Raw genomic sequence first — 22,358 nt, 5'->3', positions numbered from 1 at the left:
CGAAAATACGGCCCATGAACAACGCCCGCGATGGTATCCATCGCGGGCGTCTTTGTTTTCAGTCCGGCATGGTCACCATTCGGTGAAATTTACGGCTCCGCCGCAAGCATAGCCTCCAGTTCTGCCGTCGCCTCCGGGGAAAGGTAGGGCCGGAACAGGCTCGATACCTGGCGCAGGCCCCAGTCGATCTGCTGAGGCCCGAATTCCGTGACCCCTTCCTGGAGATTGAGATAGGACGCCCAATAGGTGGAGACGATCCACAGATTCGTCAGAACGGCCGGGCGCTCCCGTTCCGGAATAGCGGCAAGTCCCGCCTTCTCCATACGACCGACAATATCGCCGACGGCAACGCGCATGGCCGCGCTGACGGCGCCTATCGGTTCCACCAGCGCCGGGGCGGAAGAAACGAGACCGATCAGATCACGGAACAGGAAGCGGTAATTCCACACCAGCGAAAACCACTGCCGCAAAAGGCCGCTATAGGTCGCCGAGGCCGCCTCATCGGCTCCGTCGATCCTGGCGACGATCGCCAGCGCATCTGCTTCAAACCGGGCAAACAGTGCCAGCACCAGCGCTTCCTTGGTGCGGAAATGATAATAGAGATTGCCGCCATTGATTTTCACCGCCGCCGCAATCTCGGCCGTCGTCACATGGTCTGGCCCTCGCTCGTTAAACAATGCGAGAGTGGCGGCAAGGATGCGCTGGCGTGTGGATAAAGGGCGTTTCGTCATCTTCCCGGTGCCGTTTTTCGTCATTGATAGTGAAGCTGGCATTGAAGCATAAGGTGGGCACCTTAGATATTTAAAAATAAGGCATACACCTTAAAAGGAAATTTAAGTGACCAACGCGAATAATGGACCTGTAAATATGACCGGAACCGACCTTCGCACCGCCTCCCCGGAAGCGCCCGGGACCGTGTCGCTTTCCAAATTTGCCACGGCACGCCTTGCCCTGTCGCTTATCCGCAATCCGCTGAAAGCAATGCCGCCGGAGATCTTCAGCGAACCGGCGGTCTTTAGCCGTCTCGGCGGCAAGATGCGGGTCCACCTTGCCGATCCCGCCCTTATTCACGAAGCCCTGGTCAAGAACGCCCATCTGCTCGCCAAGGGGGAGGATGTGCGCCGGGCGCTTGGCCCCGCACTCGGCCAGGGGCTGCTGACGGCCGATGGCGATCACTGGAAATGGCAACGGCAATCCGTCGCCGCCGCCTTCCGGCATGAAAAACTGCTGGAATTGCTGCCTGTCATGATCGATTCCGCGCGGCGAACCGGGCAACATTGGCATCTGTCCCCTTCCGGAGACATCGATATCAGCCATGAAATGATGCGGACAACCTTCGACATCATCGTCGAAACCATGATGTCCGGCGGCCATGGCATCGACATAGGACGCGTCGAGCAAAGCATCACCGATTATCTGAAACCCACGGGTTGGACCTTCGCGCTCGCCGTGCTGGGCGCACCGGAATGGCTGCCGCATCCCGGCCGGCGCAAGGCCCGCGCGGCGGTCGATTACCTGCGCGCCAGCCTTGCGACAGTGGTGACCGGACGGCGGCAAAACCCCATGGGCCAGACCGATCTTGTTTCCATGCTGCTTGAGGCGAAAGATCCCGAAACCGGGCGCATGATGAGCGATACGGAAATCGTCGACAATCTCTTGACCTTCATCACCGCCGGCCACGAAACCACCGCGCTTGGTCTCGCCTGGACCTTCCATCTTCTATCGCAGAACAGGGAGGAGGAACGCAGGGTCGTCGAGGAAATCGAAGCCGTCACCGCCGGCGAACCGGTCGCCGCCGAACACATCGCCCGCCTGACCTATACCAGACAGGTGTTTTCCGAGGCGATGCGCCTTTACCCGCCCGCCCCCATCATCACACGCACCGCGCTGCAGGACTTCACGCTTGGCGAACACGATATTCCGGTCGGAACCGTCCTTTATGTGCCGATCTATGCCGTGCACCGGCACACGGCGCTCTGGAACGAACCCGAACGTTTCGATCCGTCACGCTTCGGACCCGAGGAAACCAGGGCCCGCCACCGCTATGCCTATATGCCCTTCGGCGCCGGCCCGCGCGTCTGCATCGGCAACGCCTTCGCCATGATGGAGGCTGTCGCTATCCTCGCGGTCGTTTTGCAGACCGTCCAGCTTGAAAACAGCTCCGCCGCAAGGGTCGAGCCGCTGATGAGGGTGACATTGCGGCCGGAAAACCGCCTGATGATGCAGGTGAGGCAGCGAAAAAACAAATCGCCCGTAGCGTAGACCGCCACGGGCGACTGATGAATGCGAAAACCCATCCGTCACCGGATGGTGACGATCACAGATCGACGTCGAGGATCGCCATGGAGAAGTTGTAGGAACGGTCGCCGTCCTCGTCGTCGATGTAGACGACGCCGAGAAACTCTTCGCCAAGATACACTTCGGCGGAATCGTCCTTGCGCGGACGCGCCTTGACCACCATCGTCGGATTGAAGGTGCGCTTGAAATAGGCGTCGAGTTTTTTGATTTCGTCGGCTTTCACCACTATTCTCCTGTGCGGTTCGCGTTGGCCCGCTTTTGGCATGGGACAAAGGCCAAAGTAAAGTGAAAGCGGCAAGTCATCCGTGTCTTCCACACGGACGACCGTAAAAATGCAGGCGCCGTCAGAGCGTAAAAGGCCCCGTCAGATATCGGCTCCGATAAGCTGGTCCATCAGGCGCGAGGGTTCGGAACACCCTGCTTCTCCAACCACCCGTGCCGGCACGCCGGCAACCGTGGTCTTGGGCGGAACGGGCTTCAACACAACGGAGCCGGCGGCGATGCGCGAGCAGCTGCCGATCTCGATATTGCCGAGGATTTTCGCCCCCGCCCCGATCATCACGCCATTGGCGATCTTCGGGTGGCGGTCCGCCCCCTCCTTGCCGGTGCCGCCGAGCGTCACGCCATGGAGAATGGAGACGTTGTCGCCGATGACAGCCGTCTCGCCGACCACCAGCCCGGTGGCGTGATCGAGGAAGATGCCCTTGCCGATGCGCGCAGCCGGATTGATATCCGTCTGGAAGATGCTGGACGAGCGGCTTTGCAGATAAAGCGCGAAATCCTTGCGACCCTTCTGCAGCAGCCAGTGCGCCAGCCTGTGGGTCTGGATGGCCTGGAACCCCTTGAAATAGAGCAGCGGCTCCATGAAGCGCGTGCAGGCCGGATCACGGTCGTAAACGGCCTGGATATCGACGCGCAGCACGCTTCCCCATTCCGGCCAGTCATCCAGCATGTCCTGGAAGGTCTGGCGCAGAAGAACGGCCTGCATGTCGGGATGATCGAGAAGCTCACAGATACGGTAGATCACACACTCTTCGAGGGACCGGTGATTGAGGATCGTCGAATAAAGGAAGGCAGAAAGCAGCGGGTCCTGCGCCGCAGCGCTACGCGCCTCATTGAGCAGGCTGCCCCAGATCGGATCGACGATCGCCAGCTGTTCGGGCTGACGGGCCTCGGTACGTGCGACCATGAATGGTCTCCTCGTTTGCAGTGGTCGTTCTTTATACAGAAAAAGACGTGCATTAGAAATGGGATTCGAATGCCGACTTTAAAGACGGCAAGGATTCAGTTTTTCTTCATGCAGCATGAAAAACCGTTTCTCGCCGCCGGCGCTCACAGCGATCGGTAGAACTCCAGAACCGCCGCCTTGAACACCCGGTCACCGACAGCCAGCATATGGTCGCGGCCGGGAATGTCGATCGCCCGCGCATGTGGCATGATCGCGGCAAGCTCCGCACCCGATCCGGCGATGTCGTCCTTCGTTCCGACCGCGATCAGCGTCGGCGCGTCGATCTTTTCGGCCTGTTCGCGGCTGACGAGAACCCGCGACGTCTCGATACAGGCGGCGAGCGCCAGCCGGTCGCTTTTCGTCTGGTCGGCAAAGGCGCGGAACATACGGCCGCGCTCATGGGTGACGACATCGAGCGAAGGTGCCAGAAGCGCCTCGGCGATCGGATCCCAGTCGCCCACACCTTCGACCATGCCGATGCCAAGCCCGCCGAACACCAGCGAGCGCACACGCTCCGGATGGGCCATGGCCAGAAAGGCCGAAATGCGCGCGCCCATGGAATAACCCATCACATGGGCTTCGGCGATGCCGAGATGATTGAGCAGCGCCACCGCATCACCCGCCATGACCGACGGATAATAGGCTTCCGGATCATGCGGCTTGTCACTTGCGCCATGGCCGCGATTGTCGATGGCGATCACCCGGTAGCCCGCATCTCCCAGCGTCTTCAGCCAACCGGGATGCACCCAGTTAACATTGGCGCTGGAGGCGAAGCCGTGGATCAACAAAACCGGATCGCCCGCCGGATCGCCCTCGTCGAAATAGGCAAGGCGAAGGCCGTCATGGGAAAAATCGGAAAATTGCGGCGTGTTGAGATTCATCAAGGACATCCTTTTTGCCGGACCATATGGCAGGAATTCGATGAATTGACCATGTTTTGCTGACGATTTTTATGGAGATGCAATGCGTTTGAGGCTACATATCCGCGACGACGAGCCGATGCGCGAAGACGGATCGCGGCTCGATAACGATATTGCATTTGGAGACGAACATGGCCGGGCATTCCATTCCCCACTTCCAGAACGATGGCGGACACCGCATGATCGAGATCGGCGTCAAGGAATTCATGTGCACCGGCGCTTCCGTGCCTTTCGATCATCCGCATATCTTCATCGATATGGGCGACGACAACGAGAAGGTCTGTTCCTACTGCTCCACCCTTTACCGCTACAATCCGTCGCTGAAGGCCGAGCAGACCAATCCCCCCGGCTGCGTCTTCCACGTGAAGGCCGCCTGACCTTTCCCGATCGGGGCGCATCATGCCCATAAAATCCGTGGCCATCGTCGGTGCCGGCATCGCCGGTCTCACCGCCGCCCTGTCCTTTGCCCGGCACGGCATCGACTGTGACATCATCGAACAGGCCGGCGAACTGACCGAAGTGGGTGCCGGCCTGCAACTGTCGCCCAATGCCGCCCGCATCCTGGCCACGCTTGGCGTGCTGCCGGAAATCGAGGCACGCTGGACCGAGCCGGTGAGCGTCGATCTCGCCTCGGGAAAATCCCTTGCCACGCTCTTGTCCCTGCCGATGGGCGCAGTCGCCCGCAGCCGCTGGGGCGCCCCCTATGGCGTGCTGCACCGCTCGACGCTGCAAGGCGCGCTTTTGAATGCGGTCAAGCGCAATCCGCTCTGCCGGCTGCATCTTGGCAAACGAATCGAGAATGCAACCGCGGATGTCATTGCCGCGACGACGTTTCGCGATCACGACCTGGTCGTCGGCGCGGACGGCGTCTGGTCGGCAGCCCGTTTTGCCGTGCCTGCCGCACCCACCGCCACCTTCTCCGGCAATGTGGCCTGGCGCTTTACGGTCACCGACAGCGATGTTCCATCCGCCATCAACAAGAGCGCCGTCACGGCCTATCTCAGCTCCGGCGGCCATATCGTCGCTTATCCGCTGAAGGAAGTCGGCGGTTTCAACATCGTTGCCATCGCCCTCGGCGCCGATCCCGGCGCGACATGGCGGGCGGAATCGAGCGGACGGCAGAAAGCCCTGCTGCTGGAGCAGTTTCGCGGGTTCAGCCCGGATCTGCTGCGGCTCTTGAATTCATCCGAAAGCCCGACCTTCTGGCCGCTCTATCAGGCCGGCCCCGGCCGCTGGCACAATGGCCGCGACACGGTGCTGATCGGCGACGCGGCACACGCCATGATGCCGTTTGCCGCACAGGGCGCGGCCATGGCGATAGAGGATGCGTTTGAACTTGCGGGCGCAGTGGCCGGCAGTAATGGCGAAAAGCCCCTGCCCGTGCCACAGGCCCTTGCCGCCTTCGAGGCCTTGCGTCTCCCGCGCATAGAAAAGGCCCGCAAGCGGGCCTCTCTCAATCGTTTTGCCTATCATGCCAAAGGTCCGGTCCGGATTGCCCGCGACCTGGTGTTTTCCACCCGCCCCACGGAAGCGTTCCTGAAGGACTTCGACTGGCTCTACGGCTACCGCGCGAAGGGCTGAGGGTTGGGGCTGGGTCAGACCCCGGCCGCCGCCGCAAATCCGGCCTCAAGATCCTTCTTGAGATCGGCGATATCCTCGAGCCCGATCTGGAGGCGGATGACCGGCCCTTCCGATGGGCCCTTGGCGATGGTCCTGTCGATGAGCGAGACCGAGACGGCAAGCGATTCGTATCCGCCCCAGGAATAACCAAGCCCGAAGAAGCTCAGCGCATCGAGAAAGGCGGCCGCCGCCTGCTTGTATTTGCCTTCTTCCGCCTTCAGCACGAAGGAGAAGACGCCGCTCGCGCCCTTGAAATCGCGCTTCCAGAGTTCATGCCCGGCAAAGCTCGGCAGGCCCGGATGCAGAACGCGAACGACATCGTCCCGGCTCTCCAGCCATGTGGCGATGTCGAGCGCGCTTTTCTGATGGTGCGCCAGCCTGATTCCCATGGTGCGCATGCCGCGCAGGATCTGGTAGGCATCGTCGGACGTGACGCAGATGCCAAGATTGGCATTGGCCTGATAAAGCGCCTTCCAGTGCTTCTCATTGGCCGAAACGAAGCCCATCAGTACATCGGAATGGCCGGATGGATATTTGGTGGCGGCGTGAATGGAAATGTCGACGCCGAAATCGAGCGGCTTGAAATAAAGCGGCGTCGCCCAGGTATTATCCATCGTCACCACGCAATCGTGCCGGTGAGCGATCTCGGTAATCAGCCGCACATCCTGAATCTCGAAAGTGTTGGAACCCGGTGCTTCCAGATGCACCAGCTTCGTGTTCGGCCGGATGAGCGCCTCAATACCCTCGCCGATCGCCGGATCGTAATATTCGATCTCGACACCCAGCTTCTTCAGCATCGTATTGCAGAAGCGGCGGGTCGGGAAATAGACGGAATCAACCACCAAAGCGTGATCGCCCGCACTAAGATAGGCCAGAAACGGCACGGTAATCGCAGCAAGCCCGGAGGGCACGAGAATGGTTCCGAAAGAACCTTCCAGCTCATTGACGAGATTGCACAGCGCGTCCGTCGTCGGCGTGCCATGGGTGCCGTAGGTGTATTTCTGGTTTTCGGTCGAAAGCGTCTCCGCATCGGGAAAAAGTACGGTCGAGCCGCGCACGATGGGAGGATTGACGAAACCGAAACAGTCCGCGGGATCGTTGCCGCCATGGGTCAGGCGCGTATTCACACCTGCGGCGGAAAGCAGGTCATTGGTTTTGGTCATTTCAGATCAGCTTTCGAAGGAACATTGACGGGTGCGACAATGCTGAGAGCGCACCGCAAGGTCAAGTCCCGCAGCGGGCATCGAATATGGCCGATTGATCCATCGCGAAGCAGAATACAAGAAGTATACAAATTTAGTGCAAGTGCAATTTTCCGCAAAAATATGCTTATATTTTCACCCTTTGCACACTTCCCGACCAAAAATTGGAAAATTCCGTTTTATAGGCACAATTATTGCCCGCACGTCTTGACCCCGCTGCCAATTGCGATTGTGATAGAAAAAGCGGATCGAAAAGGTCTTGCTGAAGGGGGAGCTGGGGTAAAACAAACATGCCGGTCCCCTTCCATCGACGATAACAAACAAAGGTTGGGAAAAATGAAAAAGGCAATTCTGTCAGCCGCCATCGGCGCAGCAGTTTTGGGAGGAGCCTCGGTCGCTTCGGCTGCGACGCTTCAGGACGTGAAGTCGAAAGGTTTCGTCACCTGCGGCGTAAGCGCTGGCATTCCGGGATTTTCCAATCCCGATGACAAGGGCGAATGGTCCGGCATCGATGTCGACTATTGCCGTGGTATTGCCACTGCGGTTTTCGGCGATCCTACGAAGGCCAAGTTCGTCGCACTTTCGAGCAAGGACCGTTTCCCGGCTCTCCAGTCCGGTGAGGTCGATGTTCTGACCCGTAACACCACCTGGACGATCAGCCGCGACACCTCGCTTGGCTTCAACTTCCGCACCGTCAACTATTATGACGGTCAGGGCTTCATCGCCAAGAAGGGCCTGAACGTGAAGTCCGCGCTTGAGCTTTCCGGCGCCGCCGTCTGCGTCCAGACCGGCACGACCACCGAGCTTAACCTCGCCGACTACTTCAAGACCAACAATCTGCAGTACAACCCGGTCGTTTTCGAAAAGGAAGCCGACGCGACCTCCGCTTATGATGCCGGCCGTTGCGACGTCTACACCACCGACCAGTCGGGTCTTTATGCAATCCGTCTGAAGCTGAAGAACCCGGACGACAACATCGTTCTGCCGGAAGTCATCTCCAAGGAGCCGCTCGGACCGGCCGTTCGCCAGGGTGACGACCAGTGGTTCGACATCGTGACCTGGGTTCACTATGCGATGGTCAACGCCGAAGAACTTGGCATCACCTCCAAGAACGTTGACGAGCAGAAGACCAGTGCCAACCCGGACGTGAAGCGTCTGCTCGGCACGGAAGAAGGCACCAAGATCGGTACCGATCTCGGCGTCGGCAATGACTGGGCCTACAACATCGTCAAGCTGGTGGGCAACTACGGCGAAGTCTTCGACCGCAACGTCGGTGCGGGCTCGCCGCTGAAGATCGAGCGTGGCCAGAACGCGCTGTGGACCAAGGGCGGCCTGCAATACGCACCGCCGGTCCGTTGATCGGCCCATCATCGGCTGGATCATGACAGGAGGCTGGGCAACGCCCGGCCTCCATTTTAAAATTATACAAATAAGCTCGCAAAGAGCATATAAAAGGGAAAGGTGCCTATGGCAGGCAACGCGGTCAGTTCGCAACGATCGCGCGCGCAAAGCGCGTCGTCACTTATCTACGATCCACGCATACGCGGCATTTTCTACCAGGTTCTGACAGTCGTCATCCTGGCCGCCTTCGTCTGGATCATCGTGACGAATACGATCACCAATCTTCAACGATCAAACATCTCGTCCGGCTTTGGCTTCCTCGATGGAAGAGCCGGTTTCGACATCGGCCAGTCGCTGATCGCTTATTCCAGCGACGAGACCTATGGCCGGGCTCTGCTCGTTGGCATTCTCAACACGATCCAGGTCGCATTTTTCGGCATCATCGCCGCCTCGGTCATCGGTTTCATCGTCGGTATCGCCCGGCTGTCCAACAACTGGCTGATCTCGAAGCTCGCGCAGGCCTATGTGGAAATCTTCCGCAACATCCCGCCGCTGCTCGTTATCTTCTTCTGGTACAAGGGTGTCATTTCCGTTCTGCCGCAGGCGCGTGAATCGGTGTCGCTTCCGCTCGGAAGCTACCTCAACAATCGCGGCTTCTTCTTCCCCAAGCCCATCTGGGGGGACGGCATCTGGCTCGTGCCGCTGGCCTTTATCGTCGCCATCGTCATCGGCTTCTTCGTTTATCGCTGGGCAAAGGCGAGACAGGAAAGAACCGGCCAGCAGTTCCGCACCGGCATCACGCTCACGCTGCTCCTCATCGGCCTGCCGCTCGCGACATTCCTGGCGCTCGGCGCACCGCTGACATTCGACTACCCTATTGCCGGACGCTTCAACCTCTCCGGTGGCGCGGTCGTCGCACCTGAATTCATGTCGCTGTTTCTGGCGCTTTCCTTTTACACCGCCTCTTTCATCGCCGAGATCGTTCGCGGCGGCATCAAGGCCGTGGCGAAGGGCCAGACGGAAGCTGCGGAAGCGCTGGGGCTCCGTTCCAGCATCACGACGCGTCTGATCATCGTTCCGCAGGCGATGCGCATCATCATCCCGCCGCTGACGAGCCAATATCTCAACCTGACCAAGAACTCCTCGCTTGCGGTCGCTGTCGGTTTCGCCGACATCGTCTCCGTCGGCGGCACGATCCTGAACCAGACGGGTCAGGCGGTCGAAGTCGTTGCGATCTGGCTGGTCATCTATCTCTCGCTGTCCCTGCTCACGGCCGTGGTCATGAACTGGTTCAACGCGAAAATGGCCCTGGTGGAGCGATAATCGATGACGATCAGCAATCACGCCTTCGTGCGCCAGACCATTGAGGAAGCCCGGCCCGCCCCTTCGAGCGCCGTCGGACTTGGCTATTGGCTGCGTACCAAACTTTTCGCCACGCCGAAGGACACAGTCCTTACGGTTATCGCCCTTGCCCTGCTCGTCTATCTGGTGCCGCCGATCATCGAATGGCTCTTCATCGATGCGGTATGGACCGGTAGCGATCGTATCGCCTGCCTGACCGCTTCGCAGGGCGGTGCGCTACCGGACGGCCAGTCCGGCGCGTGCTGGGCCTTCGTATCGGCCAAGCTCGGGCAATTCGTCTTCGGCCGCTATCCGCTCGACGAGCGCTGGCGTCCCATCGTGGTGATGGTGGCATTCGCCATCCTGCTCATCCCGATGCTTATCCCGAAAGCGCCGTTCAAGCGCCTCAACGCGCTGGCGCTTTTCATCATCCTGCCCTTCATTGCGTTTTTCCTGCTCATCGGCGGCGTCTTCGGCCTGCCGAAGGTGGAAACGCAGCTGTGGGGCGGCCTGATGGTAACGCTCATCCTGTCCTTCTTCGGGATCACGGTGTCGCTGCCTTTCGGCATTCTTCTGGCACTCGGCCGGCGTTCGAACCTACCGGTCATCAAGATGCTCTGCGTGCTCTTCATTGAGGTTATCAGAGGCATTCCGCTGATCACCGTCCTGTTCTTCGCCAGCATCATGCTGCCGCTGTTCCTGCCCGAAGGCTGGACCTTCGACAAGTTCCTGCGCGCACTTGTCGGTGTCTCGCTGTTCTCCTCGGCCTATATGGCGGAGGTGATCCGCGGCGGCCTGCAGGCCATTCCGAAGGGGCAATATGAAGGGGCGGATTCGCTCGGCCTGAACTACTGGCAGAAGACGAGACTGATCGTGCTGCCACAGGCGCTGAAGCTTGTCATTCCGGGCATCGTCAACACCTTCATCGGGCTGTTCAAGGACACGTCGCTGGTTTCGATCATCGGCATGTTCGACCTGCTCGGTATTGTCACACTCAACCAATCGGATGCGAACTGGGCGACGCCTGTCACGGCAATGACTGGCTATATTTTCGCAGGTTTCGTATTCTGGATATTCTGCTTCGGCATGTCGCGTTATTCGCTGTTCATGGAACGGCACCTCGACACCGGGCATAAACGATAAGGGACGCTCAAAATGGCAGAAACCCAAGCAAAAAAACTGGCCGTCTCGACAACGGACGTGGCAATCGAACTCACCGGCATGAACAAGTGGTATGGTGATTTCCACGTGCTGCGCGACATCAACCTGAAGGTCATGAAGGGCGAGCGCATCGTCATCGCCGGCCCCTCGGGCTCCGGCAAGTCAACCATGATCCGCTGCATCAACCGGCTGGAAGAACACCAGTCGGGTTCGATCCAGGTCGATGGCATCGAGCTTACCAATGATCTCAAGAAGATCGATGAAGTGCGTCGCGAAGTCGGCATGGTGTTCCAGCACTTCAACCTCTTCCCGCATCTGACGATCCTAGAAAACTGCACGCTGGCGCCGATCTGGGTTCGCAAGATGCCCAAGAAGGAAGCCGAAGAAGTGGCGATGCACTATCTGAAGCGCGTCAAGATTCCCGAGCAGGCGCACAAGTACCCCGGCCAGCTCTCCGGCGGCCAGCAGCAGCGCGTGGCGATCGCCCGTTCGCTCTGCATGAAGCCGAAGATCATGCTGTTCGACGAGCCGACCTCGGCGCTCGACCCGGAAATGGTCAAGGAAGTGCTCGACACCATGGTGAGCCTCGCCGAAGACGGCATGACTATGCTGTGCGTGACCCACGAAATGGGCTTCGCCCGCCAGGTCGCAAACCGCGTCATCTTCATGGATCAGGGCCAGATCGTCGAACAGAACTCGCCCGCCGAGTTCTTCGACAATCCGCAGCACGAGCGCACCCGGCTGTTCCTCAGCCAGATTCTGCACTGATTTTTGGACGGCATGCGTCCGCAACGGGCACTTCTATCCCAGTTCCGGACCAAGACGCAGATACGGGGCCATACGGCCCCGTTATTCTATCGAAGGGTGACAGAGGGCTGTGAGTAAAACCACGGCCCTCTTTGATTCTCGGTCAAGGCGGACCTTGAATTCGAGAATGGTCGGCCTCACGTAACTACTGCGGTGAGATAACGACATTTTCAGGCGGATTTCGCAATGAGCGATCTGGTTGGGTCCCTGGCAGACCTTTTGGGCTACCTGACATCGGGCCATCCCTCAAAATCAAAGTTCGTCCGGTGGGTGGCACGTCTTATCAATGGGGCAATCGTGATGCTCATCGTTCTGGTTTTATACAGGGTCTATTCGACATAATATCCACCTTGGGTCGATACGATTGAAATACCTGGATTCGCGAAACCATCGCTGCCCAGCGATAGTGAAACGCATAAAACAGTACACACCACTCGACACACCGCCCATTTAACCATTTGTTACGAAACAAGAATCCTTGTTTCTCAGGGCTTCTGGCCACCCATGTCATTTTTTTGTCAAATCATGCATTTTTCCGCTTGCGGACCAACCGGAGCCTGACTATAAGGGCGCCACACCACAAGCGCACGCGCCCTTCGTCTATCGGTTAGGACGTCAGATTTTCATTCTGAAAAGAGGGGTTCGACTCCCCTAGGGCGTGCCACTTGCCTTCGTGTTCTTCCCCTTCAAAAATGTGAACGCCTCATTCAACGCTACGATTTTGTCGCGCGTCATCATCGCGCGGAACCGATTCTCTATCGGCACGTTAGAATGGCGTCCCCCCGATGGAAGGCAAGCCGGACGAAATGCCACCGGGCAGATCAACCGGCTTGCCTTCCCCCCTCACCTCACTCACAGCGTCTCTTCTGCCAAGACAGCAGCCTGATGCCAGCTAAGGGTTGGGAATCCACCTGCCCGGCCTCCCACGACGTGTGAGTGCATTGTCGGCGCGCAGTGATAGGGGCGACATTTCAAGGCCTTGGCCAGTCCCGATGCAGTTTTCCACAGGCGTTTCGGCTTCCATAAAAAAACTCGTCCCGAAGCGAAAAAAATCAATTTTTCCGCTTGCGGACCAACCGGAGCCTGACTATAAGGGCGCCACACCACAAGCGCACGCGCCCTTCGTCTATCGGTTAGGACGTCAGATTTTCATTCTGAAAAGAGGGGTTCGACTCCCCTAGGGCGTGCCACTTGCTTCTCCTTGAAAATCAGCAGTCTGTACGAAAATCTTCACGCATCGCGTAAAGACCTCGACGCACGTCTGGCTCTCCCGTCAAAGACCCTTGTTTCTCAGAATTCCGGATCGTTCGGCAGCCCCGTCAGGGCGCGAAAGCCGCATCCAGCACCCGCAGCTGCACGCGCCTCTGGCCCTGCCAGAGATCGGCGCCCACCGTGCCTGCAACATGAATGTTCCTGCCACGCGCATTGAGCAGCATCTGCCCCAGAGGCGCTTCGGCGGCGCGGAAGGCGATACCGTCCAGCCGCGAGCCATCCATGGCCTCCAGCGTGATCTTGACGTGTGCTGTGCCCACAAGCCGTACATCGCGCAGGCGATGGGCCGGCACGGCAAAGATCGGCTGCGAATGGCCAGAACCATAGGGACCGGCCTGTTCCAGCTGGTCGACAAGCTGCAATGTCGCACCCGACGCGCCGATGGCGCCGTCGATCTTCAGCACGCTGCTTTCCACCAGCTCATTCACCGTCTTTGCGGCCGCTTCCTCGAAAAAGGCCCGGAGCCTGCCAAGATTGGCCCGTTCCACCGTCAGGCCGGCCGCCATGGCATGACCACCACCCTTGACCAGCAATCCCGCCTCCACGGCAGCGCGCACCATGCGGCCCATATCGAAGCCGTTGATCGAACGGCCGGAGCCGGTGCCCTTGCCGGATGGATCGAAGGCAATGGCAAAGGCCGGACGACGGAAACGGTCCTTCAGGCGCGAGGCCAGCAGGCCGACAATGCCGGGATGCCAGTTCTCGCGCGCGGTGACGATGACGCCGGCACCTGAGCCGTCGCCATATTCGAACAGCGCCTCGGCTTCCGCCTCCGCCAGCATTGCCGCTTCCATGGCCTGCCGCTCGCGGTTCAGCTCATCCAGCCGCTCGGCAATCACCTCCGCCTGCGAGGAATCATCAATGGTCAACAGGCGGCTGCCGAGGGCCGCATCGCCGATACGACCGCCGGCATTGATGCGCGGCCCGATCAGGAAGCCGAAATGATAGGGCGTGACAGGCCCACCCAGCCCCGCCTTCTTGAATAGCGCCGCAAGCCCGGCATTGTTCATGTGCCGCGCGGCAATCAGGCCCTTGACGACATAAGCGCGGTTGAGGCCCTTCAGCGGCACCACGTCGCAGACCGTCGCAAGCGCGACGATATCAAGCAGCGACAGCAGATCGAGCGTGAAGGCCTGCCGGTTGCGTCTGTCCTTCAGCAGCCGCAACGTGGCCACCAGCACGAGGAACACAACGCCGGCTGCGCAGAGATGCCCCTGCCCCGACAGATCATCCTCCCGGTTGGGATTGACCAGCGCCACGGCCGGCGGCAGTTCCGTGCCGACCTGATGGTGATCGATCACCACCACATCCGTTCCGGCATCCTTCGCAGCCTTGAGCGAGTCATGGCTGGTTGAGCCACAATCAACCGTCACGATCAGCGTCGCACCATTGGCGGCAAGCTGCTGCATCGCCGCCGGGTTCGGCCCGTAGCCCTCGAAAATGCGGTCGGGAATATAGATTTCCGGCGTCAGCCCGAAATGCCCGAGAAAGCGATACATCAGCGCCGAAGAGGCAGCACCGTCGACATCGTAGTCACCGAAGATCGCCACCTTCTCGCCGGTGTCGATGGCGCGCACCAGCCGCTCGGCGGCCTTTTCGCAATCGGTCAGCATATGCGGGTCGGGCATCAGGGCGCGTATGGTGGGATCAAGGAATGCCAGGGCGTCATCAACACCCACCCCGCGCCCGGCAAGCACGCGGGCAATCAATTCGGGAATGGCGTGGATCTGGGACATGGCCAACGCACGGTTCTGCCCGGCCTGATCCAGCCGCGACACCCAACGCTGTTCTGTCGCCGACCGCTCCACGCTTAAAAATGCGCGGGCCACGGTATCGGCCGGCTCCATCATTGCCATACTGTCCATTCGCCCTGTCATGCGCACTTATCCGCGCTTCAGCAACGGGCTAAATGGCGTCAGCGCGTTTTTCAAGCAAAAACGCGCCTGACAGGACCTACGCCGAAAAAATCGAGAGAAACGGGCTGATGATCGAGACAGTGGCGACGAGCAGCAGTAACGAGAAGACCGCGAGCGAACACCAGTTGCGCTCATGTTCCGCCATGTCGAATTCCATGCTGCGAATATTGTCATTGGCATTGTGGCGCGCCCGGTGATGGGCGGCGGCAACGCCTGCGTGCTTATTGTCCTTGAACAGGATGATCGATGTCACGGCCACGCCTCCCTCGCTTGGTGAACAGGATTAACCATAGTGCCGAATCGCCTTGTTTTCCAGCGGTTCTGGCGCCATCCCCTCAAATTTTATGGGCGTGGAACGAGCGGCACGATGCAGGCCGGCACACAACAAAAAACCGCGCCTCCGGATGGAAGCGCGGCTCTCGATGCCATCAAAATAATAAAGCGTCTCAGGTGCGCTCGATGCGGATGACCTGCGGCTCGCTGACGAGATATTTCTCGTTCTTGATCGCCTTCACCGCCTTGCGGATCGCATCTTCCATCGTCGCATGGGTGACGAGGATGATGGTCTGCGGCGCGCCTTCCACATGTACGCGCTGGCGCTGCACGATGGATTCCAGCGAAATGTTGTTATCCGCCATGCGGGTAGCGATCGAGGCGAAAACGCCCGCCTGATCCTTCACCGTCAGACGGATGAAATAACCGCCCTCATGGCTCTTCATCTTGGCGCGACGGTAATCCGTCAGCGACTTGGCCGGACGGCCGAGCACGGGCACCTGCTGGGCGCCGGGACGGCTCTTGGCGATATCGGCGATGTCACCAAGTACGGCGGATGCCGTGGCGTTGCCGCCGGCACCCGGGCCGACCATCAGCAATTCGCCGAGAATGTCGGATTCGATCGCCACCGCATTGGTCACGCCATCCACCTGGGCGATAACGGAATCGAGCGGCACCATGGTCGGATGCACGCGCTGCTCGATGCCGGAGTCGGTCACCTGCGCCACACCGAGAAGCTTGATACGGTAACCAAGCTCGGCGGCCGCCTGAATATCCTCGATGGAGATATTGGTGATGCCTTCGAGATAGATGTCGTCGGCAGCAATCTTGTTGCCGAAGGCAAGCGTGGTCAGGATCGAGAGCTTGTGCGCGGTGTCATTGCCCTCGATATCGAAGGCCGGATCCGCTTCGGCATAACCGAGCCGCTGCGCTTCCTTCAGGCACGCCTCGAACGACAGGCCTTCCTTTTCCATCTTGGTCAGGATGTAATTGCAGGTGCCGTTCATGATGCCGTAGATGCGCGACACATGGTTGCCGGTGAGAGACTCACGCAGCGCCTTGATGACGGGGATACCGCCGGCCACCGCCGCCTCGAAATTGAGAAGTGCGCCCTTGTCTTCGGCAATGGTCGCCAGTTCGACACCGTGCTTTGCAAGCAGCGCCTTGTTGGCTGTCACCACATGGAGACCACGCGACAGCGCTGCCCGCACCGCATTTTCCGCCTGACCGGAAGCACCGCCGACCAGTTCGACAAACACGTCGATATCGGCTTCGCTCGCCAGCTGTTCCGGCGTATCGAACCAGGTAATACCCTTGAGATCGATGCCGCGGTCGCGCGAACGGTCGCGCGCGCTCACCGCAATAATCTCAATCGCGCGTCCGCAGGTAATCGCAAGTTCGTTGCTTCTCTGCTGGAGGATGCGCACGAGCGAAGCGCCGACAGTGCCGAGCCCCGCTATGCCGATTCTCAATGAATCTGCCATGGGTATGTTCCTGATTTGCTGGTGATGGTGGCGGCCGAGGCCCGGCCGCCTTCGGTTGCCCTTATCTGTGGGCGTTAAGCGAAACGACGTTGTGCATCGTTTCGTCTGCGCTCGACAGGAAACGCTTCAGATTGCGCGCTGCCTGACGAATTCGATGCTCGTTTTCCACGAGCGCGAGACGGACGTAATCATCGCCCATCTCGCCAAAACCGATGCCGGGAGCAACGGCGATATCAGCCTTCTCGACCAGAAGCTTGGAGAATTCCAGGCTGCCGAGATGACGGAACTTTTCCGGGATCTTCGCCCAGGCGAACATCGTCGCCGCCGGCGGCGGAACTTCGAAGCCGGCCTTGCCGAAGGTGTCGACCATGACGTCGCGGCGGCGGCGATAGACATTGCGCACTTCGGCGATGTCGGAGCCGTCGCCATTCAGCGCATGCGTCGCCGCAACCTGGATCGGCGTGAAGGCGCCGTAGTCGAGATAGGATTTCACGCGGGTCAGCGCCGCGATCAGCCGCTCGTTGCCGACGGCAAAGCCCATGCGCCAGCCGGGCATGGAGAAGGTCTTCGACATGGAGGTGAATTCCACCGCAACGTCGATTGCGCCCGGAACTTCCAGAACGGATGGCGGCGGATTGTTGTCGTCGAAGTAGATTTCCGAATAGGCAAGGTCGGAGAGCACGATGATCTCGTGCTTCTTGGCGAATGCGATGACGTCCTTGTAGAAATCAAGCGAGGCGACATGTGCCGTCGGGTTCGACGGGTAGTTGACGATCAGCGCCAGCGGCTTCGGGATGGAATGGCGCACGGCGCGTTCCAGCGGGCCGAAGAAGCTGTCATCGGGCTCGACATTCATGGAGCGGATAACGCCGCCCGCCATCAGGAAGCCGAAGGCATGGATCGGATAGGTCGGGTTCGGGCACAGGATCACGTCACCAGGTGCCGTGATGGCCTGCGCCATGTTGGCGAAGCCTTCCTTGGAGCCGAGCGTGGCGACGACCTGGGTATCGGGGTTCAGCTTCACGCCGAAACGGCGGGCATAATAGGCGGCCTGCGCGCGACGGAGGCCGGGAATGCCCTTGGACGAGGAATAACGATGGGTACGCGGATCCTGAACGACCTCGCAAAGCTTGTCGACGATCGCCTTCGGGGTCGGAAGGTCGGGATTGCCCATGCCGAGATCGATGATATCGGCCCCGGCCGCTCGCGCGCTCGCTTTCAAACGGTTGACCTGTTCGAAGACGTATTGCGGCAGACGCCGGACCTTGTGAAACTCTTCCATCTCTTTCCTCATGGGAATGGACCGGTTCTGCCGGCCCATAACGAAGGTTCGTCTTTTGTTTTTAAACGCCGCCGACACGAACCGACCCGGCAGGCGTTATTCATTGTAGCGCAAAGCACGGGAAAACCTACAAGGCTTTTCTCGGGCCCACGCGGCATCACGATCATCCGCCCGTGCCTCTGGCACAGCCTTTTCAGCCCCTTTGGCAAGGCGGATCGCGCAATAGGATCAAGGAACTTGCATAACGCCAGATTCTGGGAAAATGCAAGGCAAGCCATGCTCAAGAACGGCCATTCCTGTCGTTCAGCCGCGCTCGCCCTTCACAATTGCCGCGCGGATGACCGAAAGCACGCGCTCCGGCTTGATATCCGTGCAGACGAGCTGGCTCGGATGCCCGTCCCAGTCGCCCGGCGGAAAGGCGCGACCATCCGGCTTCTGAATGGTCTGGCCATCGGCAAGACCGCCGCAGACGACGCGCACCGGGCCGCTGCGGGTCTCAAACAGCTCCGGCGCCACGAGATAGACGCAGGCGCAGCTGTCATGCACCACCATGCCGTCGCCGGTGCGGGTCTTGTAGAAATCGATATAGAATTGCGAGAGGTCGGAGAGAAGCTGCACGGGCTTGCCGCCGGCCTCTGCCATCTCCGCCATGAAGGCGCTCGTCATCACGGTCTTTGTCGTGACGTCGAGGCCGACGACGACCACCCGCCAGGGCGCGGTGAAGACGAAATCGGCCGCCTCCGGGTCGCCGTGAATATTGGCCTCTGCCGCCGGCGAGACGTTGCCGTTCATATCGAAAGCACCGCCCATGACGATCACTTCCTTCACCAGCGCGGCGAAATCCGGTTCCTCGCGCAGCGCCAGTGCCAGATTGGTCATGCGGCCGACGGCGATCAGCGTCACCTCGCCGGGATTGGCCTTCACCGTCTCGATGATGAAGCGATGCGCGGGGCGCGGATCGAGCGGCAGATCGATGGTTTCGGGAATATCGATATCGCCGAGGCCGTTTTCGCCATGGATGAAGGTCGGCCAATGGCCTTCCTTACGGGCGGGATCGAAGGTCACGCCGGCCCCCCTGGCGACCGGTGCTGTCATCTGCCATTCCCGCTTCAGGAAAAGCGCATTGCGGGTGGTGATGTCGATGGGCGCGTTGCCGAAGACCGTGGTGACGCCGATCAGATCGATATCGGGGTGACGGTGCAGGAACAGAAGCGCCATGGCGTCATCCACACCGGGGTCCGTATCGAATATCACTTTATGCATAATGCCCTCATCCGTATGTCTGAAGCGCCATCGACCCTTCCGGCGACGCGCCACGGAAACATAACGATAAGCGGCCACACCGCAATCCCCCTGCCCGCGCCCAAGCGCGCAGAAAGAGATTGCGCGGTGGCCTTTTCGGTGAAAGAAGAAGCCCTCTCCTCCCGCCTGCCCGGACATTCCCAGTGCAAGACATCGCCCTCAACATTTTCGTCATTCTCTTCTGCGTCGCCATCTTTGCCGGATTTATCGATTCCATCGCCGGCGGCGGTGGTCTCATCACCATTCCGGCCATGATGATCATGGGCATTGCGCCGCTCGATACGCTCGGCACCAACAAGCTGCAGGCGCAGTTCGGCTCGGCCTCCGCGACGCTTGCCTATGCGAGACGCGGCCACGTCAATCTGAAAGAGCAACTGCCGATGGGGCTGATGGCGATGGCCGGCGGAATGCTCGGAGCACTGACGGCCGCCTTCGTGCCGGCCGATCTCCTGCGCACCATCATGCCGTTTCTGCTGATCGCGATTGCGCTCTATTTCGCCTTCAAGCCGCAGCTCAGCGATATCGACAGCCATCGCCGCATCACGCCCTTCGTCTTCGGCCTGGTGGTCGCGCCGCTGATCGGTTTTTACGATGGCGTTTTCGGCCCCGGCGCGGGTTCCTTCTACATGCTCGCCTTCGTGGCGCTGGCAGGTTTCGGCATGCTGAAGGCAACCGCCCATACCAAGCTGCTGAATTTCGGCTCGAATTTTGGCGGTTTCGTCGTTTTTGCGATTGGTGGCGCGGTTTTGTGGAAGCTCGGCCTCGCCATGGGCCTCGGCCAGTTCATCGGGGCGCAGGTCGGATCCCGCTTCGCGATGAAAAACGGCGCGAAGATCATTCGCCCGCTTCTCGTTCTGTCATGTCTCGCCATGGCGACAAAGCTCCTTGCGGATGCTTCATCCGCATGGTCCATCGCCGCGATCTGGGAAACCATCTTCCCGAAGTAAGGGATAGCGGAGCGCCTGCCTGCCATTGAGACGGCAGGCAGCGGGCGTCTTATGTCACGCCGTGGCGCGGCGTCGGCGGTCGGCGATCTCCCGGATCACCACCATGGCGCCAACGAGTTTGTAGGCGGAAGAATAGCAGGGCGACATTTCGAGCGACTTCACGATCGTGCGGCCGTTCTGGTCTTCCGCATAGGTATATTTCGACGTATCGCCCTTGAAGCAATTATCGAGCTTTTCCCTGAGGTCGTTCTGGAAACGGTGGACACCGACCAGTTCGGCGATGTGGCAGCCGATGAGCCCTTCCGGGGCGTTGCGCTGAAACGCATCGAGGGCATTGGCGAAGGACACGCGGTAACCGGGAGAGACGACCACCACGGGCTCGTCCAGATCGTTGAGCATGTCCTCGTCGAGGATCAGATGGCGATGATGCCACGCCAGCGTATCCTCGTCTTCGTCACCGATGACCTTGGCCTTGGGCGGCATGCCGACATATCGATCGACAAGCGTTCTGAGAAGCTCGGAGTTACGCTGCACGCAGCCCAGATCTTCCGCCTCGTGGTTGAGGAGGTCGATGGCAAAACGGAACTGCTCGCGAATATCCTCGGAGCCTCCGGTCTCGCGTCCGACGATCCGCTCGAGAAGCTGCTCCAGTTCACGCTCCAGCACGGCAATCTTGTTGGATTCGTTTTTACCAACGGCAGATTGCAGTTCCGTATAACGCAGCCAGAACAGCTCAATCAAATCTTTCAACCCAACTCTCCCTGAACGGGCAAACACCCCGCTTCCAATGCGGACGGATGCACCCTCTACCCCCGATTATAGCGTCTTCGCGCTTAAAAATGACGTAACGAAACGTAAAAACACCGCGGGGATTATTGTTTAAAATATCACAGCCGCCGCTATTTTTTCAATTTCGATAATCCATGAACGAAAAATGAGGTTCCACGAATACGGAAAAACGTCGAAATGCCCAATCTCGCGGTCGAATTTCGTAAAAAACCACGCTGATACGGTCAATCGGCAACGACGTCAAATCAGGTGCTTCACATCCCAGCGGTCGTGATACCACAGCCATTGTCCGGGATATTCGCGCACCCAGCTTTCCACCTTGTCGTTCAGAAGCTGCGCCGTCGCCTGAATATCGACATTGCCTCTTTCATCGCGCGGAATTTCAACCCTGGGCTCTATTTCCAGCCTGTAGCGATTGTCGGGAAGACGCACGCAGCGGGCGGGATAAACATCGCAGTTGAACTGCCGCACCAGCTTGGCAAGCAGCGGATTGGTACGAACTTCGAGCCCGAAGAACTTCGTCGTCAGCCCCTTGGCGAATTTCTGGTCAACGAGCACGCCGACACCGCCACCCTTTTCCAGCTGCCGCGCCAGGGCAAAGGAAGAGCCGGCATGCGAAGGCACGAGATTGCCCATGCGCTCCTTGCGGAAATTGAACACCTTGTCGGCCACGAAGGGATTGTTCGGCGGCCGGAACAGCACCGTCACATCGAGACCGAAGGCCGAGCCTGCGACCGGCAGCAGCTCGAAATTGCCGCTGTGAGCGGTAAAAACGATGAAGGGCCGCGGATTGTCTCGCAGTTCGAGAAAGGTCGGGATGCCCTGCACTTCGATGCGGCCGGGCTCGTTCTTTTCCGGATCGAAATCGAACAGCCGGTCGAGAAACACATATTCCGCCGCAAGCCGGCCCATATTGGCCCAGCTGTCCATGGCGATCTCCAGCCGCTCCTCTTCCGATTTTTCCGGAAAGGCGCGGGCCAGATTGTAAAGCATCAGCTTGTGGCGGCCGGTTTTCGGCCCCACCCAGCGCGCCAGCCGGTCGGCGGCACGGATACCCGCATCGGCGGGAAAAAGCTTCAGCAGGTTGAGGAGGCCGAAGGCGAATGTCGCGATCAACCACTGCCGGAAGTGGTCCAGTTTCAGGACGATCCGTGTCAGGAACAGCTTCAAGATGC

At 59.7% G+C, this 22,358-nt stretch carries 20 protein-coding genes and 2 tRNA genes; 10 read left to right on the top strand and 12 right to left on the bottom strand.

Annotation, left to right across the window (positions count from 1 at the left end):
• Positions 1–89: 89 nt before the first annotated feature.
• Positions 90–731, bottom strand: coding sequence for a TetR/AcrR family transcriptional regulator (locus O3S81_RS04825; RefSeq protein ID WP_442864866.1), 642 nt, complete (start codon positions 729–731; stop codon positions 90–92).
• Between the two features lie 136 nt (positions 732–867).
• On the opposite strand from O3S81_RS04825, the gene O3S81_RS04820 reads away from it, so the two are divergent.
• Positions 868–2,262 (top strand): cytochrome P450, encoded by a 1,395-nt coding sequence (locus tag O3S81_RS04820; protein WP_269341295.1) that lies wholly within the window; start codon positions 868–870, stop codon positions 2,260–2,262.
• 55 nt (positions 2,263–2,317) lie between these two features.
• Here O3S81_RS04820 and O3S81_RS04815 read toward each other — a convergent pair whose 3' ends face one another.
• From O3S81_RS04815 to O3S81_RS04805, 3 genes are all read right to left on the bottom strand, one after another.
• On the bottom strand, positions 2,318–2,521 hold the full coding sequence (locus tag O3S81_RS04815; RefSeq protein ID WP_003524869.1) for a DUF3126 family protein: 204 nt from the start codon (positions 2,519–2,521) through the stop codon (positions 2,318–2,320).
• Positions 2,522–2,662: 141 nt separating this feature from the next.
• The gene (gene cysE / locus O3S81_RS04810) at positions 2,663–3,487 is read right to left on the bottom strand and encodes a serine O-acetyltransferase (protein WP_269341294.1); all 825 of its coding nucleotides are present in this window, start codon (positions 3,485–3,487) and stop codon (positions 2,663–2,665) included.
• Between the two features lie 143 nt (positions 3,488–3,630).
• Positions 3,631–4,407 (bottom strand): alpha/beta fold hydrolase, encoded by a 777-nt coding sequence (locus O3S81_RS04805; RefSeq protein WP_269341293.1) that lies wholly within the window; start codon positions 4,405–4,407, stop codon positions 3,631–3,633.
• 170 nt (positions 4,408–4,577) lie between these two features.
• Here O3S81_RS04805 and O3S81_RS04800 point away from each other — a divergent pair, with 170 nt between their 5' ends.
• A complete protein-coding gene (locus O3S81_RS04800) occupies positions 4,578–4,823 on the top strand; it encodes a zinc-finger domain-containing protein (RefSeq protein ID WP_003502857.1) in 246 nt (81 codons plus the stop codon).
• A 22-nt stretch (positions 4,824–4,845) separates the two neighbouring features.
• Complete coding sequence (locus tag O3S81_RS04795; RefSeq protein WP_269341292.1) at positions 4,846–6,027, top strand: FAD-dependent monooxygenase; 1,182 nt, start codon at positions 4,846–4,848, stop codon at positions 6,025–6,027.
• 14 nt (positions 6,028–6,041) lie between these two features.
• Here O3S81_RS04795 and O3S81_RS04790 read toward each other — a convergent pair whose 3' ends face one another.
• A complete protein-coding gene (locus O3S81_RS04790) occupies positions 6,042–7,229 on the bottom strand; it encodes a cystathionine beta-lyase (protein ID WP_269341291.1) in 1,188 nt (395 codons plus the stop codon).
• A 375-nt stretch (positions 7,230–7,604) separates the two neighbouring features.
• On the opposite strand from O3S81_RS04790, the gene O3S81_RS04785 reads away from it, so the two are divergent.
• The 6 genes from O3S81_RS04785 (at position 7,605) to O3S81_RS04760 (ending at position 13,108) form a co-directional block, all read left to right on the top strand.
• A complete protein-coding gene (locus O3S81_RS04785) occupies positions 7,605–8,627 on the top strand; it encodes an amino acid ABC transporter substrate-binding protein (protein ID WP_269341290.1) in 1,023 nt (340 codons plus the stop codon).
• A gap of 108 nt (positions 8,628–8,735) precedes the next feature.
• On the top strand, positions 8,736–9,932 hold the full coding sequence (locus tag O3S81_RS04780; protein ID WP_269341289.1) for an amino acid ABC transporter permease: 1,197 nt from the start codon (positions 8,736–8,738) through the stop codon (positions 9,930–9,932).
• Between the two features lie 3 nt (positions 9,933–9,935).
• Complete coding sequence (locus O3S81_RS04775) at positions 9,936–11,093, top strand: amino acid ABC transporter permease (RefSeq protein ID WP_269341288.1); 1,158 nt, start codon at positions 9,936–9,938, stop codon at positions 11,091–11,093.
• A 12-nt stretch (positions 11,094–11,105) separates the two neighbouring features.
• A complete protein-coding gene (locus O3S81_RS04770) occupies positions 11,106–11,879 on the top strand; it encodes an amino acid ABC transporter ATP-binding protein (protein WP_080808739.1) in 774 nt (257 codons plus the stop codon).
• A 628-nt stretch (positions 11,880–12,507) separates the two neighbouring features.
• Positions 12,508–12,582: transfer RNA gene (locus O3S81_RS04765), tRNA-Glu, on the top strand.
• Between the two features lie 451 nt (positions 12,583–13,033).
• Positions 13,034–13,108: transfer RNA gene (locus tag O3S81_RS04760), tRNA-Glu, on the top strand.
• 129 nt (positions 13,109–13,237) lie between these two features.
• Here O3S81_RS04760 and recJ read toward each other — a convergent pair.
• The 5 genes from recJ to O3S81_RS04735 form a co-directional block, all read right to left on the bottom strand.
• On the bottom strand, positions 13,238–15,046 hold the full coding sequence (recJ, locus tag O3S81_RS04755) for a single-stranded-DNA-specific exonuclease RecJ (RefSeq protein ID WP_269341407.1): 1,809 nt from the start codon (positions 15,044–15,046) through the stop codon (positions 13,238–13,240).
• 97 nt (positions 15,047–15,143) lie between these two features.
• Entirely contained in the window at positions 15,144–15,365 is a 222-nt protein-coding gene (locus O3S81_RS04750) for a hypothetical protein (RefSeq protein ID WP_331284177.1), read from the bottom strand.
• Between the two features lie 187 nt (positions 15,366–15,552).
• Positions 15,553–16,863 (bottom strand): homoserine dehydrogenase, encoded by a 1,311-nt coding sequence (locus O3S81_RS04745; protein ID WP_269341286.1) that lies wholly within the window; start codon positions 16,861–16,863, stop codon positions 15,553–15,555.
• Positions 16,864–16,924: 61 nt separating this feature from the next.
• Entirely contained in the window at positions 16,925–18,145 is a 1,221-nt protein-coding gene (locus tag O3S81_RS04740; protein ID WP_020012585.1) for an LL-diaminopimelate aminotransferase, read from the bottom strand.
• Positions 18,146–18,448: 303 nt separating this feature from the next.
• Complete coding sequence (locus O3S81_RS04735; RefSeq protein WP_269341285.1) at positions 18,449–19,408, bottom strand: nucleoside hydrolase; 960 nt, start codon at positions 19,406–19,408, stop codon at positions 18,449–18,451.
• Positions 19,409–19,590: 182 nt separating this feature from the next.
• Here O3S81_RS04735 and O3S81_RS04730 point away from each other — a divergent pair, with 182 nt between their 5' ends.
• Entirely contained in the window at positions 19,591–20,394 is an 804-nt protein-coding gene (locus O3S81_RS04730) for a TSUP family transporter (protein WP_269341284.1), read from the top strand.
• Between the two features lie 54 nt (positions 20,395–20,448).
• Here the strand turns inward: O3S81_RS04730 and O3S81_RS04725 are convergent, their stop codons facing one another.
• The gene (locus tag O3S81_RS04725) at positions 20,449–21,144 is read right to left on the bottom strand and encodes a hypothetical protein (protein WP_269341283.1); all 696 of its coding nucleotides are present in this window, start codon (positions 21,142–21,144) and stop codon (positions 20,449–20,451) included.
• Between the two features lie 279 nt (positions 21,145–21,423).
• Positions 21,424–22,353 carry a lipid A biosynthesis lauroyl acyltransferase gene (locus O3S81_RS04720; protein ID WP_442864864.1) on the bottom strand — a complete coding sequence of 310 codons (930 nt, stop codon included), beginning with the start codon at positions 22,351–22,353 and terminating at the stop codon, positions 21,424–21,426.
• Positions 22,354–22,358 lie beyond the last annotated feature (5 nt).

The sequence above is a fragment of the Agrobacterium sp. SOY23 genome, from assembly GCF_027212525.1.
Lineage (GTDB): Bacteria > Pseudomonadota > Alphaproteobacteria > Rhizobiales > Rhizobiaceae > Agrobacterium > Agrobacterium tumefaciens_I.
Note: the sequence above shows the minus strand (reverse complement) of the source record. Positions and strands in the feature narration are given on the sequence as shown.

What these genes read in the sequence shown, in the direction of transcription:
- O3S81_RS04825 (WP_442864866.1), bottom strand. Translation starts at nt 731, where the DNA reads ATGACGAAACGCCCTTTATCCACACGCCAGCGCATCCTTGCCGCCACT.
- O3S81_RS04820 (WP_269341295.1), top strand. Translation starts at nt 868, where the DNA reads ATGACCGGAACCGACCTTCGCACCGCCTCCCCGGAAGCGCCCGGGACC.
- cysE (WP_269341294.1), bottom strand. Translation starts at nt 3,487, where the DNA reads ATGGTCGCACGTACCGAGGCCCGTCAGCCCGAACAGCTGGCGATCGTC.
- O3S81_RS04805 (WP_269341293.1), bottom strand. Translation starts at nt 4,407, where the DNA reads ATGAATCTCAACACGCCGCAATTTTCCGATTTTTCCCATGACGGCCTT.
- O3S81_RS04800 (WP_003502857.1), top strand. Translation starts at nt 4,578, where the DNA reads ATGGCCGGGCATTCCATTCCCCACTTCCAGAACGATGGCGGACACCGC.
- O3S81_RS04795 (WP_269341292.1), top strand. Translation starts at nt 4,846, where the DNA reads ATGCCCATAAAATCCGTGGCCATCGTCGGTGCCGGCATCGCCGGTCTC.
- O3S81_RS04790 (WP_269341291.1), bottom strand. Translation starts at nt 7,229, where the DNA reads ATGACCAAAACCAATGACCTGCTTTCCGCCGCAGGTGTGAATACGCGC.
- O3S81_RS04785 (WP_269341290.1), top strand. Translation starts at nt 7,605, where the DNA reads ATGAAAAAGGCAATTCTGTCAGCCGCCATCGGCGCAGCAGTTTTGGGA.
- O3S81_RS04780 (WP_269341289.1), top strand. Translation starts at nt 8,736, where the DNA reads ATGGCAGGCAACGCGGTCAGTTCGCAACGATCGCGCGCGCAAAGCGCG.
- O3S81_RS04775 (WP_269341288.1), top strand. Translation starts at nt 9,936, where the DNA reads ATGACGATCAGCAATCACGCCTTCGTGCGCCAGACCATTGAGGAAGCC.
- O3S81_RS04770 (WP_080808739.1), top strand. Translation starts at nt 11,106, where the DNA reads ATGGCAGAAACCCAAGCAAAAAAACTGGCCGTCTCGACAACGGACGTG.
- recJ (WP_269341407.1), bottom strand. Translation starts at nt 15,046, where the DNA reads ATGGCAATGATGGAGCCGGCCGATACCGTGGCCCGCGCATTTTTAAGC.
- O3S81_RS04745 (WP_269341286.1), bottom strand. Translation starts at nt 16,863, where the DNA reads ATGGCAGATTCATTGAGAATCGGCATAGCGGGGCTCGGCACTGTCGGC.
- O3S81_RS04740 (WP_020012585.1), bottom strand. Translation starts at nt 18,145, where the DNA reads ATGGAAGAGTTTCACAAGGTCCGGCGTCTGCCGCAATACGTCTTCGAA.
- O3S81_RS04735 (WP_269341285.1), bottom strand. Translation starts at nt 19,408, where the DNA reads ATGCATAAAGTGATATTCGATACGGACCCCGGTGTGGATGACGCCATG.